This is a genomic window from Oceanobacillus picturae, from assembly GCF_000612865.1.
Classification (GTDB): Bacteria; Bacillota; Bacilli; order Bacillales; family Amphibacillaceae; genus Oceanobacillus_B; species Oceanobacillus_B jordanicus.
Genome location: NZ_CCAX010000001.1, coordinates 524,053 through 541,720, shown reverse-complemented (window position 1 = coordinate 541,720; position 17,668 = coordinate 524,053). Strand labels below are relative to the sequence as shown.

General features: G+C 39.2%; 12 protein-coding genes. All 12 read left to right on the top strand.

Annotated features, from left to right (window positions below; all coding sequences use genetic code 11):
* Positions 1-267: 267 nt before the first annotated feature.
* Positions 268-2,226 carry a DNA topoisomerase IV subunit B gene (parE, locus tag BN988_RS02770; protein WP_036572926.1) on the top strand — a complete coding sequence of 653 codons (1,959 nt, stop codon included), beginning with the start codon at positions 268-270 and terminating at the stop codon, positions 2,224-2,226.
* Between the two features lie 28 nt (positions 2,227-2,254).
* A complete protein-coding gene (gene parC, locus BN988_RS02765; protein WP_036572924.1) occupies positions 2,255-4,705 on the top strand; it encodes a DNA topoisomerase IV subunit A in 2,451 nt (816 codons plus the stop codon).
* Between the two features lie 262 nt (positions 4,706-4,967).
* Positions 4,968-5,573: a TetR/AcrR family transcriptional regulator gene (locus tag BN988_RS02760; RefSeq protein ID WP_036572922.1), complete on the top strand. Its 606-nt coding sequence runs from the start codon at positions 4,968-4,970 to the stop codon at positions 5,571-5,573.
* Positions 5,574-5,648: 75 nt separating this feature from the next.
* On the top strand, positions 5,649-6,791 hold the full coding sequence (locus BN988_RS02755; RefSeq protein ID WP_036572921.1) for an acyl-CoA dehydrogenase family protein: 1,143 nt from the start codon (positions 5,649-5,651) through the stop codon (positions 6,789-6,791).
* Between the two features lie 26 nt (positions 6,792-6,817).
* Positions 6,818-8,467: an AMP-binding protein gene (locus BN988_RS02750; protein WP_036572920.1), complete on the top strand. Its 1,650-nt coding sequence runs from the start codon at positions 6,818-6,820 to the stop codon at positions 8,465-8,467.
* Positions 8,464-9,819, top strand: coding sequence for an acetyl-CoA carboxylase biotin carboxylase subunit (locus BN988_RS02745; RefSeq protein WP_036572918.1), 1,356 nt, complete (start codon positions 8,464-8,466; stop codon positions 9,817-9,819). Before BN988_RS02750 ends, BN988_RS02745 begins: the two co-directional genes overlap by 4 nt.
* 13 nt (positions 9,820-9,832) lie before the next feature.
* Positions 9,833-10,042 (top strand): acetyl-CoA carboxylase biotin carboxyl carrier protein subunit, encoded by a 210-nt coding sequence (locus BN988_RS02740; protein WP_036572917.1) that lies wholly within the window; start codon positions 9,833-9,835, stop codon positions 10,040-10,042.
* A 23-nt stretch (positions 10,043-10,065) separates the two neighbouring features.
* The gene (locus BN988_RS02735) at positions 10,066-10,959 is read left to right on the top strand and encodes a hydroxymethylglutaryl-CoA lyase (RefSeq protein ID WP_036572915.1); all 894 of its coding nucleotides are present in this window, start codon (positions 10,066-10,068) and stop codon (positions 10,957-10,959) included.
* Positions 10,960-10,973: 14 nt separating this feature from the next.
* On the top strand, positions 10,974-11,753 hold the full coding sequence (locus BN988_RS02730) for an enoyl-CoA hydratase (RefSeq protein WP_036572914.1): 780 nt from the start codon (positions 10,974-10,976) through the stop codon (positions 11,751-11,753).
* Positions 11,754-11,772: 19 nt separating this feature from the next.
* A complete protein-coding gene (locus BN988_RS02725; RefSeq protein WP_036572913.1) occupies positions 11,773-13,302 on the top strand; it encodes an acyl-CoA carboxylase subunit beta in 1,530 nt (509 codons plus the stop codon).
* Positions 13,303-13,497: 195 nt separating this feature from the next.
* Positions 13,498-13,968: a CBS domain-containing protein gene (locus BN988_RS02720; RefSeq protein ID WP_036572912.1), complete on the top strand. Its 471-nt coding sequence runs from the start codon at positions 13,498-13,500 to the stop codon at positions 13,966-13,968.
* An 82-nt stretch (positions 13,969-14,050) separates the two neighbouring features.
* Positions 14,051-17,668: a dynamin family protein gene (locus BN988_RS02715; RefSeq protein WP_231495219.1), complete on the top strand. Its 3,618-nt coding sequence runs from the start codon at positions 14,051-14,053 to the stop codon at positions 17,666-17,668.

The following is a 17,668-nucleotide window of genomic DNA, read 5'->3' as shown; positions in this document are numbered from 1 at the left end:
CAGAGAATACCATCCTTTTTGCTGTTTTTCTAACCGATTTAGCTTGACTAGAGAAGGTCTGACACTACGGTTCACCTATACAAGCTGATTTCTTTTATAGTATACTTAATTACATGTCTACAAATAGAGGGAGCCTTAGGTGGCCGGTAATCAATTTTATATACGTATTTTTGAATATGTTTATAGTCTTTACAAAAGTAAAACATTTGTTCTATTATAATACATACGTGTGTGGAAAGAGCGGGTTTTAGAAAGGAGTTAAATATTTTGACTAAGCAACCATTACAATATAGTGATGATTCAATACAAGTGCTTGAAGGACTAGAAGCTGTCCGAAAAAGGCCTGGTATGTATATCGGTAGCACGGATACTAGAGGGTTACATCATTTAGTGTTTGAAATTGTCGATAATGCAGTAGACGAGGCACTCGCCGGATATGGAAATAATATTAAAGTGACGATACATAAAGACAACAGTATATCTGTCATAGATAATGGACGAGGCATCCCAACTGGAATGCATAGTACAGGCAGACCAACCATAGAAGTAATTTTTACTGTTTTACATGCAGGTGGTAAATTTGGGCAAGGCGGATATAAAACAAGTGGTGGACTTCACGGTGTAGGTGCGTCCGTAGTGAACGCACTTTCAGAATGGCTTGATGTAACGACTCACCGTGATGGTTTTACATACTATCAGCGCTTTGAAAACGGTGGAAAGCCTGTGGGATCAGTGGAAAAAAAAGGTCCTACTAAGAAAAAAGGCTCTACCATTCACTTCAAACCAGATCCAAGCATATTTTCTGTTACAGTATATGACTACGAAACGTTATCTGAGCGACTTCGTGAAGCGGCCTTTTTACTAAAAGGATTGACGATTCAATTAGATGATCTTCGCCATGATACTACTGAAGTATTCGAATATCCAGATGGCCTTGAGTCATTTGTTAGTTATTTGAATGAAGAAAAGGATACACTACATCAAGTTGTTTCCTTTGAGGGAGTACAACAGAACATTGAAGTGGACTTTGCATTTCAATTTAATGATGGGTACGCAGAAAGTATGCTTTCGTTTGTTAACCATGTGCGTACTAGAGATGGTGGAACGCATGAATCTGGAGCACGTGCAGCAATTACAAGGACTTTTAATGAATATGCCAGAAGGAATGGACTTTTAAAAGAGAAAGAGAAAAATTTAGAAGGTACGGATATTAGAGAAGGTTTTACAGCAGTTGTATCTGTACGTGTTCCCGAAGAAATGCTTCAATTTGAAGGACAGACCAAAGGGAAATTAGGTACTTCTGAGGCTCGCTCAGCGGTTGATGGTGTTGTATCAGAGAAACTAGCCTACTTTCTTCAAGAAAACCCTGATGTTTCAGGGCAACTTATTAGAAAGTCTATTAAGGCAAAGGAAGCTCGCGAAGCAGCGAGAAAAGCTCGAGATGAAGCCCGTTCTGGTAAGAAAAAGCGCAGAAAAGATACGCTATTAAGTGGAAAGTTGACACCGGCCCAGTCGAAAAATCCGAAGAGAAACGAATTATACCTTGTGGAGGGTGATTCAGCTGGTGGCTCTGCAAAGCAGGGAAGAGATCGAAAGTTCCAGGCGGTCCTTCCATTACGTGGTAAAGTCATCAATACGGAGAAGGCAAAGCTACAGGATGTATTTAAAAATGAAGAAATCTCTACGATCATCCATACAATTGGAGCAGGCGTGGGCGGCGACTTTGATTTAGAAGACGTGCAATATGATAAAATCGTTATCATGACAGATGCTGATACAGATGGCGCCCATATCCAAGTATTACTGCTTACTTTTTTCTACCGTTATATGCGTCAGCTTGTTGAAGCAGGTAAAATTTATATAGCGCTACCACCATTGTTTAAAATCTCTAAGGGTAAAGGTAAAAAAGAAAAGGTTGTTTACGCCTGGGATGAAGCGGAAATGAAAAAAGCGGTAGCTGAATTTAAAAATGGTTATATGATCCAGCGATATAAAGGGCTTGGGGAAATGAATGCCGATCAATTGTGGGAAACGACAATGAACCCGGATACGCGCACGCTTATAAGAGTAACGCTTGAAGATCTTGCTAGAGCAGAACGTCGTGTCACTACTCTGATGGGCGATAAAGTGGAACCAAGGAGAAAATGGATTGAGGGACATGTAGAATTTGGCCTTCAAGAAGATTCCAACATTCTAGAAAATGAACGGATACATGAGGAAAGCTAATGTTTTAAAGAAATAGGGGGGACTTCATTTGTCACAACCGGAAACATTTCTGGACCTTCCATTAGAAGAAGTAATTGGCGACAGATTTGGAAGGTACAGTAAATATATTATACAAGATAGGGCATTACCTGATGCTCGGGATGGGTTGAAACCAGTACAACGAAGAATTTTGTATGCCATGCATGTAGAGAAAAACACGTTTGAGAAAAATTTTCGTAAATCTGCCAAGACGGTTGGTACAGTAATTGGTAACTATCATCCACATGGTGATTCTTCTGTGTATGAAGCAATGGTGCGACTCAGCCAGGATTGGAAGATTCGCAATGTGCTTGTTGAAATGCATGGAAATAACGGGAGTATCGATGGTGATCCACCAGCAGCAATGAGATATACGGAGGCAAGGCTTTCTAGCATTTCCTCGGAACTGTTACGAGATATTGATAAGGAAACTGTAGATTTCATACCTAACTTTGACGATACGATCCAAGAGCCTGTAGTCTTGCCTGCTAAATTTCCTAACCTTTTAGTTAATGGTTCTACAGGGATTTCGGCTGGTTATGCAACCGACATACCACCACATAATCTCTCTGAAGTGATTGACGCTGTCATTATGAAGATTGACAAACCCGAGGTGTCAGTTGATAAATTAATGCATGTGATGCAAGGACCAGATTTTCCAACAGGTGGAATTATTCAGGGTGTTGAAGGGATAAAAAAAGCCTACGAAACTGGTAGAGGAAAGATCATTGTTCGTGGTAAGACGTCGATAGAAGAAGTCCGCGGAAACCGGCAGCAAATTGTAATTGAGGAAATACCATATGAAGTGAATAAGGCTAATATGGTGAAGAAAATGGATGAGCTACGCATCGACCGAAAAGTTGAAGGAATAGCCGAGGTACGTGATGAAACGGATCGAACTGGCTTACGTGTAGTAGTGGAGCTCAAAAAGGATGTTAACAGTGAAGGAATTTTAAACTTCCTCTTTAAAAATACAGATTTACAAGTTACCTATCATTTTAATATGGTAGCGATACAAGATAAAACACCAAAGCTTCTTTCGTTACCGCAAATGCTTGATGCCTATATAGATCATCAGAAAGAAGTTGTAACAAGACAGACAAATTACGATTTGCGAAAAGCAAAGGATAGAGCACATATTGTCGAAGGTTTAATTAAGGCAATCTCTATTTTGGATGAACTAATAGCGACAATTCGCGCATCTAAGGACAAACAGGATGCCAAACAGCGCATTATTGCAAGCTATGATTTTTCCGAGGCTCAAGCAGAAGCGATTGTAATGCTACAGTTATATCGATTAACAAATACAGATATAACATCGCTTGAAAAAGAAGCAGCTGAATTACGCAAAAATATAACAGAGCTGGAAGCTATCCTGCAAAGTGATAAAAAACTTCTCCAGACTATTAAGAAAGATCTAAAGCAAATTAAAAAAACCTTTTATACTCCGCGCAGAACTGTAATAGAGGATAAAATTGAAGAACTGAAGATAAATATAGAAGTAATGGTAGCAAGCGAAGATGTACTTGTGTCTGTCTCGAAAGATGGCTATATAAAGAGGACAAGTCTACGATCTTATGGTGCTTCAAATGGGGATGATTTAGCAATTAAAGAGGAAGACCACTTAGTAGGTCTTGTCGAGCTGAATACTACCGATAAAGTACTTCTATTTACCAATAAAGGAAAGTACCTGCCAATCCCTGTACACGAACTACCAGATATACGGTGGAAAGATATTGGACAGCATATTTCCAATTTCGCATCGATTGATAAAGATGAGCGTATTATTCAAGTCCTGCCTATTCGGGAATTTTCTGATAAGTATTTCCTTCTCTTCTTTACTAAGAATGGGATGATTAAACGTAGTGAACTTGCTTTATACGACTCGCAGCGTTTTTCTAAAGCACTAATTGCATTAAATTTAAAAAAAGGCGACGAAGTGGTGAATGTTTACCAGACAGACGGACATTCCGATATATTCCTGGCATCTAACAAAGGATATGGACTCTGGTATCATGAATCAGAAGTAACGATTGTAGGACAGCGTGCTGCCGGAGTTAAAGCAATTCAGCTAAAAGAAGAAGAATATGTCGTAAATGGCCAGATTTTTAATGATATGAGCGCACCATCTTTAGCGATTATTACACAGCGCGGTGCATGCAAACGCATGAAACTACAGGAATTTGAAAAGACCAGTAGGGCAAAACGCGGATTGCTGATGCTCAGGGAGCTAAAAAGCAAACCGCATCGAATACAAGGCTTTTTTGTAGTAAATGACAACGATACTATTTGTTACAATACTGCAAATGGGGAAACCCATAGTATTTATCCACTTGCACTTTCTACAAGTGATCGATACAGTAATGGCTCTTTTGTTATTGATGCCGATCATGATGGAGAAGTTGTAGAAGCATGGAAACAAGCTGAATATATCAAACCCTTTGAAGATATGAACGACTAATTACAGAGGAATGATGATGTATAGTTTCAAAACCTTCTTAAAGACGATTTTAGTGGGAGTATTATAAAATAGTTGTATGAAGTATCTTAAATGATAATAGCCCGCCGAACAAACTTGGTAAACTGATAACAGTTTACGCATGTTTGTTCGGCGTTTGCTTTATTCAAGCTATCTTGTAGATTTTAATTTTTACACTAATGAAAACGCTTTCTATTATCAGAAAAGTATGCTAAAGTATATGTATTAAGAGAAAGGAGGGGTCATAACGGGGCTACGTCAAAGAATAATCCAATCATCCCTGCTCTTATTTGAACAAAATGGATTTCATGGTGTAACGGTCAAACAAATTGTGGAAAACGTCGGGACATCAAAAGGTGGTTTTTATCATCACTTTTCATCAAAGGATGAGTTGTTGTTTGTAATTCATGACACCTTTATATCGTATGTTTTGGAAAAAGCATCCATAGCAAACGCCATACATACCTCACCAACCCTTAAGCTGCGTGCTATCATCAAAGATTTTGTAAAGGTGTTTGATCTTTACAAACCACACATTTCTGTGTTCTATCAAGAGAACATCTATTTAAAGCCACATTATGCTAAGCTTATCAATGAAAAACGTGACACATATAAAAAAATGATTATGGAAGCCATAAAAGATGGAAAGAAAGCGGGAGAATTTCGTCAAGATCTCTCCGTGGAAATTACAAGTATGGCCATATTAGGAATGGTTAATTGGACATACAAATGGTATAAACAGTCAGGGGAAAAGTCGATTAATGAAATCGGAGATATTTTCGTTGATCTAATCTTACGAGCAGTATTAGAGAAAGAAAGTGAAAAAGTTTCTTTAGAAAAAGTGTTTTAAATATGTGGTTATTCGCATACTTTTTTAATAGCGTGAACAGACCAACCAGTCGGTCTGACTCAAGGGAGGTATATTATGAACTTTGAACTTACCAAGGAACAATTAATGGTTAAAAAAATGGTTAAAGATTTTGCTGATGAGGTTATCCAGCCAAGAGCCATCGAAATTGACGAAGAGGCTGCCTTTCCCGTCGATATCTTTGAGCAAATGGGGAAACTCGGATTGCTCGGTATTCCTTTTCCTGAGGAGATAGGCGGTTCTGGAGGCGACACTCTTTCTTACGCTCTTGCCGTTGAAGAAATCGGGCGAGTTTGTGGTAGTACTGGGCTAAGCTATGCAGCAGCAGTCTCTTTGGGTGCAAGTCCTATCTATTATTTTGGAACAGAGGAACAAAAAGATACTTTTTTGAAACCGCTTGCAAGAGGGGAAGCGCTTGGCTCCTTTGGTCTAACAGAGCCTAATGCAGGGTCAGATGCTGGTGGAACAAAAACAACTGCAGTTATTGATGGCGATGATTATATTATAAATGGAGAAAAATGCTTTATCACAAATGCAAGCTTTGCTAAGACTCTTATCGTTACTGCTGTTACAGGCAAAAATGAAAAAGGAAGAAATATCATCTCTGCCATTATTGTGCCTACTGATACGAAAGGCGTCTCGATTACAAGTGAATACAAAAAAATGGGAGTTAGAGGTTCAGATACTGCGGAAATCGTGCTAACGGATGTGCGGGTTCCGAGAACTAACCTGCTTGGTGATCCGAATAAAGGATTTAATCAATTCCTGTATACCCTTGATGGGGGCAGAATTTCGATTGCTGCCCTTGGAGTAGGGATAGCACAGGGGGCTTTGAATAAAGCCCTAAGCTACGCAAAGGAGAGGAAACAATTTGGAAAGGCAATATCCAAGTTCCAGGCTATTCAATTTAAGTTGGCTGACATGGCGATGGAAATAGAATTAGCACGAAACATGGTTCATAAGGCTGCATGGTTAAAGGATAATGAGAAGCCGTTTAGTAAAGAAGCAGCGTATGCCAAACTTTATGCAACTGAAACAGCTTTTCGCGCAGCAAATCAAGCTATCCAGATACATGGCGGTTATGGATATATGAGAGAGTATGAAGTGGAAAGATATTTGCGTGATGCAAAGTTATTGGAAATTGGGGAAGGCACCTCTGAGGTTCAACGCCTTGTCATTGCTAGACAACTAGGTTGCTAGATTAAAAAGATGAGAGGAGAAAATTCATGGGGCTAATGTCTCTAACAATTGGTGAACTATTGGAGAAACAAGTGAATGAAAATCCCCATCATGAGGCAGTTGTCTATCCAGAATTAAATTTTCGAAAAACGTATAAAGCGTTCAATGAAATGGTAAATGAAACAGCAAAAGGACTTATGTCTCTAGGAATAGAAAAAGGAGAGCATGTAGCAATATGGGCTGATAATAAACCAGAGTGGCTTATTTCCCAATTTGCTACAGCAAAAATAGGCGCGGTGCTTGTAACAGTGAATACAAACTACCAAGCAATGGAGCTTGAATATTTGCTGAAACAATCTGACACAAAGACGTTGATACTAGCATCCTCCTTTAAAGGTACTTCCTATTTGGACATTTTGGAGAAGGTATGCCCACAACTTGAGACAAGTGACAAAGGAAAAGTTCATTCTGACAACCTTCCAAACTTGAAAAATATAATTGTTTTAGATAATAAGTCTCCAAAATATGCATATAACTGGCAAGAGGTTGTCAAAGCAGGGAACGCTGTAAGCACACAAAAGTTAAATGTTCGGAGTGGTTCACTAGACCCATTTGACGTCATAAATATGCAATATACGTCAGGCACTACCGGTTTCCCTAAAGGAGTTATGCTCACACACCATAATATAGTTAACAATGGAAATCAAATTGCGGACTGTATGAAATTAACGCCAGCTGATAGGTTATGTATTCCAGTTCCGTTTTTTCACTGCTTTGGTTGTGTACTCGGTATATTGGCTGCAGTGTCTAAAGGAGCGACAATGGTGCTACTCGAGCAGTTTGATCCAGTAGCAGTTTTAAAAGCAGTAGAATCCGAGAGATGTACGGCCTTGCATGGTGTACCAACCATGTTCATTGCAGAATTAAATCATCCTGAATTTGATGATTATAATGTAACCTCACTACGAACTGGTATTATGGCAGGCTCTACTTGCCCTATGGAAGTGATGACAAAGGTAATGGATAAAATGGGGGCAAAAGAAATTACCATTGCATATGGGCAAACGGAATCTTCTCCAGTAATTACCCAAACAAGAACAAGTGATCCAATTGAAAGAAAGGTCAGTACGGTAGGAAAGCCCCATCCTAATGTAGAAGTAAAAATTGTAATACCTGGAACTAGTGAAGAGCAAGAAAAAGGACTGACTGGTGAACTACTTACAAGAGGCTATCATGTTATGAAAGGTTATTATAAAAATCCAGAGGCTACAGCTGAAGCGATAGATCAAGATGGATGGCTACATACAGGAGATTTAGCTATTCAGCATGAGAATGGATATTTGGAAATTACCGGTAGGATGAAAGATATGATCATCCGAGGAGGGGAAAATATTTATCCTCGTGAAATAGAGGAGTTCTTATACCAGCACCCAGCTGTTCTTGACGTGCAGGTCGTTGGGGTACCAGATGAGAAATATGGAGAAGAGGTATTAGCCTCGATTATCCTAAAAGAAACAGAAAAAATAACAGCAGAAGATATTCGTACTTATTGTAGGGGAAACATAGCTAGACATAAAATCCCGCAATATGTTCAATTCGTTAGCTCCTATCCAATGACAGCAAGTGGAAAAATTCAAAAATTTAAATTGAGAGAGGATGCAATGAAAAAACTTGAAGCAATAGGGGAGATACCATGATAAAAAAAATACTAATAGCAAACAGAGGAGAAATTGCTGCTAGAATAATTCGAACATGCAACAAGATGAACATTATGACAGTGGCAATATATTCAGAGGCTGACCAAAAAGCAGACTTTGTAGACATGGCAGATGAGAGTTATCTAATTGGCCCACCACGGGTAAACGAAAGCTACTTAAATGCAGATAAAATTATTTCTATAGCCAAACAAGCGAATGTAGATGCCATTCACCCAGGCTATGGTTTTCTAAGTGAAAGTGATGTGTTTGCCGAGCAATGTGAGGAACAAGGCATTATTTTCATTGGTCCCCCTGCCTCTGTAATAAGAGAAATGGGGAGTAAAATTCTGGCTAGACAGTTAATGGAAAAAGCTGGTGTACCTACCATTCCAGGGACAAAGAATGCTATTGGTACAACAGAAGAAGCATTAATAGCTGCGCACAATATTGGATATCCAGTCATGCTAAAGGCGTCCGCCGGTGGTGGCGGGATTGGAATGCAAGTTGTTAATTCCGACGAGGAACTAATTCTTGCCTTTGAAAGTAACACAAAGCGAGCCAAAACATTTTTTGGTAATGGTGACATGTTCATGGAAAAGAAAGTTGAAGATGCTCGACATATAGAAGTGCAGCTTCTCGCTGATAATACAGGAAACGTTCTTCATTTGTTTGAACGGGATTGTTCTATTCAACGTCGCAATCAAAAGGTAGTTGAAGAAGCACCGTCTACCTTTATAACAGAGAAAACAAGGAACCAGATGACTGAAGCTGCAATAAATGCAGCTAGAGCACTAGGATATACCAATGCAGGAACAATCGAGTTTTTAGTAGATAGCAAGGAAAATTTTTATTTTCTGGAGATGAACACTCGGGTCCAAGTTGAGCATCCTGTCTCGGAGGAAATAACAGGAATTGATATTGTAAAAAAGCAAATTTTAATTGCTGCTGGTGAACCCCTTGGCCTGTCACAAGAGGATATTGTAATCAATGGGCATGCCATCGAGGTACGTATTTATGCAGAAGATCCAGAGACATTTTTACCTTCGCCTGGTCATGTGAGTCAAGTGATATTTCCACAGGGTGAGCATATACGAAACGAACCAGCTATCACGGGAACATGTGATGTTACACCATTTTATGATCCAATGATAGCAAAGTTGGTAGTCCACGGAACGGACAGACAGGATGCAATTTCCTTACTATCAGAGGCTTTGCAAGCATATAAAGTGGAAGGTATAAAAACGAATCTACCAATGCTTAAACGCATTGCAGAGGATGAAATTTTTAGAAAAGGAAATGTAACCACCGCCTATATTCAGGATCACTATTTACCTACTATCAAAGCAAAATAAGGAGGATATAAAGATGGAATTAAAAGCAAGTATGGCAGGAAGTGTATGGAAAGTAAATGTTGCCCTAGGAGATACGGTGAACGAAGGCCAGGACGTAATTATTTTGGAATCAATGAAGATGGAAATCCCCATACCTGCAGAAAAATCAGGTACCTTAGAGATATTAAACGTAGCTGAAGGGGATTTTGTGAATGAAGGAGATGTATTGGCGGTAATTGAATAAGCTGACTATGAGGAGGGTTGTATATGAACTTTCCACCAAAAGTGACGGTTAAAGAGGTCGGTCCTAGGGATGGATTGCAAAATGAGAGTGCTCTAGTTTCGCTAGATGCAAAAGTAAAATGGATTAACATGCTTAGTGAGACCGGGGTTTCCTATATCGAAGTATCTTCCTTCGTCAGACCTGAATGGATACCACAGTTAAAGGATGCATCAGAGGTTGCAAAAAGTATTAAACGGCACCCTGGTGTTACGTATGCAGCTCTTGTCCCTAATCAAAGAGGACTAGAGCGGGCGTTAGAGGTAGACATAAATGAAGTATGCGTTTTTATTTCCGCTAGTGAGACGCATAATTTAAAAAACGTAAATAAAACCATTGCAGATACACTCCCTATTATGGAGAAAGTTGCTGAAGAAGCAAGGAAGAGTAATAAGCGAATTAGGGGCTATATTTCCACTGTTTTCGGTTGTCCATATGAAGGAGAGACTTCCATTGATCAAGTTCTTTTTATTTGTGACAAGTTATTAGAAATGGGAGTTGAAGAGTTATCGATTGGAGACACGATTGGGATTGCGGATCCCCTGCAGGTAGAAAATGTGACTAAATCCTTACTTAGCCACTTTCCAAGTGATCGCCTAGCCATGCATTTCCATGATACGAGAGGGACGGCACTAGCTAATGTCCTAACAGCAATGAATTTAGGTATTGCTAAATTTGACAGTGCAGTTGGAGGACTAGGCGGTTGTCCGTATGCAAAGGGGGCATCAGGTAATTTAGCAACGGAAGATCTTTTATATATGTTGCACCGGATGGGTATTCATACAGGCATCGATACGGAAAAGGTTAGAGAGGCAGCAACATATATTGCAAAGCATGTACCAGAACTATCAAGCCATCAAATGAAACTACTAAATAGCTGAATGGGAGGGTGTTTATGCGTGGTACAACATATCGACTACTAAGCGATAGTATTGCAATTATTACACTAAATCGGCCAAATGCAGCGAATGCATTATCGAAAGTACTTCTTGATGAATTGAATGAATATATATACGAAATCAATCAATCCACTACTATTCGCTGCCTCATTATAACAGGGGCTGGAAACAAGGCTTTCTGTGCAGGTGCGGACCTAAAGGAACGCAAAGAGATGTCAGAAGACCAAGTTGTGCAAGCAGTTCATTATATAGGCAAAACTATTACTGCATTGGAAAACGTTCGTATCCCTGTCATTGCAGCGATAAATGGTGCGGCATTTGGGGGCGGTTTAGAGTTAGCATTGGCCTGTGATATCAGAATAGCTAGTAATCAAACTAGAATAGGGCTGACGGAAACCACGCTGGCCATTATCCCGGGAGCTGGTGGAACACAACGCTTACCACGTTTAATTGGACCTGGTCAGGCAAAACGTTTAATTTACACAGGCAAACCGATTAGTACAGAGGAGGCATATACGCTCGGACTAGTAGAGGAATTAACTAGTCCGGACGATGTTGTTGAAAGGGCAACAGAAATGGCAATCAAGATTGCATCTAACGGGCCTGTTGCCATACGTCAGGCAAAGTTTGCGATTGATTCAGGGTTGCAGACCGATCTTACTACAGGGTTAAAATTAGAACACCTGGCATATAAGGAAACAATCCCTACAAAAGACCGGATAGAAGGCCTTGCAGCATTTAAAGAAAAAAGAAAACCTATCTATAAAGGGAACTAGTTTACGCAGGAGGGCAGATATGAATTATAGAGATACGTTAAAACAAAAAGTCGATTCAATAAAAAGCGGTGGCAAGGAAAAATATCATAAACAAAACGAAGAAAAAGGAAAATTATTTGTCCGAGAGCGCCTCACATTACTCTTTGATGAAGATGTTAATATAGAGGACGCCTTTTTCGCCAATTGTATGGATGATACGCTCCCTTCAGATGGCGTGGTCACAGGAATTGGAAGAATTAACGGAGAAGCGGTTTGTGTGATGGCAAATGATTCTACAGTAAAAGCTGGATCCTGGGGAAAACGGACTGTTGAAAAGATTCTCCGAATTCAAGAGACCGCTATGAAGCTAGAAATACCGATGCTTTATTTGGTAGATTCAGCTGGTGCTAGAATCACGGACCAAGTAGAGATGTTTCCAGGAAGAAGGGGAGCAGGTCGTATTTTCCATAATCAAATTAAGCTTTCTGGCTGTGTGCCACAGGTTTGCTTATTATTTGGCCCATCAGCTGCAGGTGGAGCATACATTCCAGCATTTTGCGATATTGTTGTCATGGTGGATGGCAATGCTTCAATGTACTTGGGTTCACCTAGAATGGCAGAAAAGGTAATTGGAGAAAAGGTGAGTCTTGAAGAAATGGGAGGAGCTTCCATGCATTGCAGTGTTTCGGGTGTAGGGGATGTACTAGTCCAGACCGAGCAAGAGGCCATTTCGTTCTCCCAAAAATACTTAAGCTATTTTCCTACTAATTTTAGACAGAACCCAAAAGCAAAAGAAGCAAGAGAAGTAAAGTTCATAGATAAAAGTATTACGGATATTATTCCCGAAAACCAAAATGCACCTTTTAATATGTATGACTTAATAGATAAGCTAATTGATGAGGAGAGCTTTTGTGAAATAAAGAAAAAATTCGCTCCTGAATTAATTACTGGTTTAGCTAGGATTAATGGGAAACCAGTTGGGATTATTGCCAACCAACCTAAGGTAAAGGGCGGAGTTCTTTTTCCTGACTCAGCAGATAAATCAGCAAAATTTGTGCAGCTTTGTGATGCCTTCCATATCCCGCTGTTGTTTCTAGTAGATGTTCCTGGTTTTATGATTGGAACCAAAGTGGAGCGGGCAGGAATAATCCGACACGGAGCTAAAATGGTGGCAACAATGAGTGAGGCAACGGTCCCGAAAATTTCCGTTATTGTAAGAAAAGCTTATGGTGCAGGGTTATATGCGATGGCAGGTCCTGCATTTGAGCCGGATAGCTGTATCGCTTTACCAACAGCCCATATTGCTGTCATGGGTCCAGAGGCTGCAGTAAATGCGGTTTACGCGAACAAAATCGCAGAACTCCCTGAATCTGAAAGACCTGCTTTTATTAAGGAAAAACAAGATGAGTATAAAGATAATATTGACATTTACCGGATGGCTTCAGAAATGGTTGTCGATGCGATTATAGACCCAGAACATCTAAGGGAAGAGCTGTCTAGTCGTTTCTCTCTTTATGAGACAAAAAATGTGACATTTACAGAGAGGAAACATGGTGTTTATCCTGTATAGTTTAATGTTTTAACCAGAGGTGGAAAGTATAGCCTCTGGTTTTTTGTATCGTTAAATAGGATTAAAATCTGTATTTTAAAGAAAAAGTTTACGATAATATTATTATGTTAACTGCTAAATGATGGTTCTTATTTGACATTTACCAGGAAAATAGAATAATAAACCGTAATAGTACGTTGAAATGGAGGGTGCAATATGAAAATAGAAGAGTTCATGATTAGAGATGTAATAAGTGTTAGCAAGGAAACAACCATTAAGCAGCTTCTAGAAAAGCTAGTACAAAATAAAATTACGGGTGTCCCTGTGGTCGATGGAGAAGGTAAACTGCTCGGGATGGTTACCGATGGAGACGTAATTCGACACATACAACCAAAAGGAAGAACGGTCTACGATATCTTTTCTTTAATCTTAGTTAGTGAACAAACAGATCTGACCGAACGATTAAGCTATTCATTAAATCGACAAGTAAAAGAAATTATGCAAAAGAATGTGTTTACAGTTAACCCCAAAAGCCCAATTGATGAAGCAATGAATGTCTTCTCTAAACACCATATTAAAAAAATACCTGTCGTAAACCCGGCTAATCGAGTCATTGGAGTAATAAGCCGAGGTGATTTAATCCGCTATATTACTACACAATTGATCGATCAGGCTGTTGAAAAGTAAGTGTTAGCAAATGTAGAAAATAGTACCTAAAGGGCGTATAATGAGAAGGAGAAAGTTTACGGAGAGGGTCTTAGAATTGATCATGCTAAAAGAAGAGAAACAATTGATATTACAAAAGATGGCTTCCATATATGACCATTTACTCGACAAACAGGATCACGTTAATGTTGCGAAATTAGTTGACCTCTATGAAAAGCAACAGAATGCTCAGTTTATCATCAGCTTTGCTGGTCATTTTTCTGCTGGTAAGTCTTCTATGATAAATGCGCTTTTGGGAGAAGATTTGTTACCCAAAAGCCCTGTACCCACAAGTGCTAATATTGTGACCATTTCTCGAGGGGAAGGTCTTATTCGAGTATATTACCGTGACGGTGAGACAATAGAGATAAAAGAACCCTATGATCTTGAACTGATTAAAAAATATTCAAAAGACAGGGAACTAATAAAGCAACTTGATATTCGTTCTTATGATACAGTCCTCCCAAAAGGAACCGTAATTATGGATACACCAGGTATTGATGCAGCGGATGATGCGGATCGGCTAATGACAGAGTCTGCTATGCATTTGGTGGACGTTGTGTTCTATGTTATGGATTATAATCATGTTCAGTCAGAAGTGAATTTGCAATTCCTCGAATCTCTTCAGGAAAAACGTATTCCTTACTATGTCATCATTAATCAGGTTGATAAACATGATGATTCTGAACTTCCGTTTGCATTGTTTGAGGCGAGTATCAAACAAACGTTTGAACAGTGGGGAATCTCTCCCTTGCGCATATTTTACACCTCTTTAACTAACAGGTCGGCCCGTTATAATGAATTTGGCGCATTGCAACAAACAATTAATAACATGATTGAAGAAGAGTCAAAAGCTTACGATACAACGTATAACGCGCTTAAGACCATTGTAAAAGCACATGAAACATATTTAGATAGTCTTTATATTGAAAAAATGCCTGTTGTAGATGATAAGTTTACGTATGAAGAATTGCTTCAAAAGAAGAGGGATCTCATCATACAAAAGGACGTGTTAGCGGAGAAGCATAAGGCTGTAAAGGATCAAATGATGTTGGAAACACAGCAAACGATAAAGAATGCATACTTGATGCCAGCAACACTTAGAGAGAAAGCTGAACAGTTTCTTGCCTCACAACAGCCTAATTTTAAAGTCGGGCTTTTTGGTTCCAAAAAGAAAACGAAAGAGGAGCAGGAAGCTAGACTCCTTACTTTTTTACAAAAATTAAATGAGTCGGTAAATTCCTCGTTAGAATGGCGTTTGAAAGAAAAGTTATCGACTATTTTATCAGAATATCAAATTCATGATACAGAGCTAATCCACATTGTACAGGGGATGAACGTTGACTATACTAAAGAAGACCTCCTTCGTTTAATTAAACCAGGTGCCACCATGAACAGTGACTACGTTTTACATTATACAAACGATGTGTCAGCAGATATTAAATCAAAATATAAAGTACAGGCGAAACATGTAGCAGATATGGTAGAAGCTAAACTTTTTGAACAAAGTAGCAAGCAACTAACGGAGTGGGAAACGACTATTGCTGAGCTTGAAAGAGAAACGTCTAACATATTACGTCTGCAAGAATTGGAGCAAGACCTTGCGGAGGAAAAAGCTGTCGTTCAGAAACAATTGGAAGCAGATCAGCCTCCCCTCAAGACAAGTGAATTGCTGGAGGAAGCACTTCACCAGCGAATCGAAAAAAGGAAGCAGGGTTCTGTAGAAGGATTGAGTCAAGAGGTGAAAGTAGAATACCAAGAAGATACCATTAAACTTCCTGATGAGAACCGCGTCGCATCTCAAAATGATATCCTTCCCCATTTAGACAATGCGATGAAAATTTTAGAGGGTGTGCCAGGAACGAAGACTCTTGTCGATGACCTGCTTCAGAAAAAACAACGTCTAGAAAAAAGATCGTACACCGTTGCATTATTTGGTGCTTTTAGTGCAGGTAAGTCCTCCTTTGCCAATGCTTTACTTGGTGATAATGTGCTTCCTGTTTCTCCGAATCCAACAACAGCTGCCGTCAACCGAATCAAGCCAGTAACTGGTGCTATAGCACACGGTGAGGTTCATATAAGTGTGAAAAAAAGAAAAGATTTGGAAAAAGACTTACTTGAAATATTAAAGGTATTTCAACCTACTGTTACAGATTTTGAAGAGTTGCTTAATTGGGTAAAAGACCATAACTACCAACAAAGTAACCAATTAAATCCTTTATATCAATCTTATCTCCAGGCAATGATAGATGGATATGATGAAATGAAGGAGTATATCGGAGGACAACTTGATCTCCAGTTAAAGGATTTAGGTCCTTATATAACAGATGAAAAAAAGGCCTGTTACATTGATGCGATAGACCTTTATTATGATTGTGAGATTACAAGACAGGGTGTTACGCTTGTGGATACTCCAGGTGCCGACTCTGTTAATGCTCGACATACAAATACGGCTTTCACCTATATTAAACATGCGGATGCTATTTTGTATGTAACATATTATAACCATGCCTTATCCCGAGCAGATAAAGACTTTCTGATGCAACTTGGACGTGTTAAAGACACTTTTGAACTTGATAAAATGTTCTTCTTAGTAAATGCTGCTGATCTTGCAGAGAATGAACAAGAGTTAAAACTGGTTACTGATTATGTCCAAGAGCAGTTAATACAATTAGGAATTCGCTTCCCAAGGCTTTATCCTGTATCAAGTAAAGTATCACTGTTAGAAAAGAAGCAGGCAAGGCCTTTAAATAAAGGGATGGCTCGATTTGAAGAAACATTTTATAGCTTTATAAAACATGACCTAAGCTCACTTACTGTAGCCTCTGCAGTTAGAGACATGGAGCGGGCTCTGTCGACATTGACGCATTTCTTGAACTCTAGCAAGCTTGATCAAAAGGAAAGAGAACAGTACGAGCTAGCATTATCTAATAAGAAGTATGAGATGATACAGGATATTCAAGAGTACAAAACGGATGTCCTGTCCAATCAAATGAAGCAAAAAATTACCAAACAACTTTTTCATGTTTTAGAACGCTATACCATTCGATTTCATGATATGTTTAAAGAAACATTTAACCCCACTACGATTACACAGTCTGGAAAAGCTGCACAGCCAGAATTAAAACTAGCCTTGCAACAGCTGCTTGAATATACAGCATTTGAGTTACTTCAAGAGGTACAGGCTGTGGCATTGAGGATTGAAGCATTGGTAAATAAATTGCTTCAGGAAATATACCACGATTTATACACCAGATTGAATGCGCGGGACGCTCAATTTCAGGTGGCAGATTTGGAAATGGTAACGCTAGAGACGCCAGTATTTGAAAAAGGGCTCCAATCTGTGAGTGCGAAGGAATTTTCTGCTGTGTTAGCATCTTATCGAGGCACGAAAGCTTTCTTTGCACAAAATGAAAAAGAAAAAATGAAAGAAGCACTTTTCCAACAGATTCGCCCAATGGCATCAACTTATTTAGACGAAATTAGACTGGTGTTGGAGCAGCAATATGATATACAATGGCAGGAAAACGTCTCAGAAATTCAGCAGCAGCTTCAATTTAGAGTCGAACAATATGTAGAAGAGTCCCTTGCTGCGTTGACAATCCCGCTGAACACAGACATTCTTACTGAGAAACGTCAAAAGTTGGTAGATATACTAACTAATCACAATACAAAGGATTGA

Excerpts from the sequence above, each read along its gene's own strand:
- BN988_RS02725 (WP_036572913.1), top strand. The coding sequence starts at position 11,773 with ATGAATTATAGAGATACGTTAAAACAAAAAGTCGATTCAATAAAAAGC.
- BN988_RS02755 (WP_036572921.1), top strand. The coding sequence starts at position 5,649 with ATGAACTTTGAACTTACCAAGGAACAATTAATGGTTAAAAAAATGGTT.
- BN988_RS02740 (WP_036572917.1), top strand. The coding sequence starts at position 9,833 with ATGGAATTAAAAGCAAGTATGGCAGGAAGTGTATGGAAAGTAAATGTT.
- BN988_RS02750 (WP_036572920.1), top strand. The coding sequence starts at position 6,818 with ATGGGGCTAATGTCTCTAACAATTGGTGAACTATTGGAGAAACAAGTG.
- BN988_RS02730 (WP_036572914.1), top strand. The coding sequence starts at position 10,974 with ATGCGTGGTACAACATATCGACTACTAAGCGATAGTATTGCAATTATT.
- BN988_RS02720 (WP_036572912.1), top strand. The coding sequence starts at position 13,498 with ATGAAAATAGAAGAGTTCATGATTAGAGATGTAATAAGTGTTAGCAAG.
- BN988_RS02715 (WP_231495219.1), top strand. The coding sequence starts at position 14,051 with ATGCTAAAAGAAGAGAAACAATTGATATTACAAAAGATGGCTTCCATA.
- BN988_RS02745 (WP_036572918.1), top strand. The coding sequence starts at position 8,464 with ATGATAAAAAAAATACTAATAGCAAACAGAGGAGAAATTGCTGCTAGA.
- BN988_RS02735 (WP_036572915.1), top strand. The coding sequence starts at position 10,066 with ATGAACTTTCCACCAAAAGTGACGGTTAAAGAGGTCGGTCCTAGGGAT.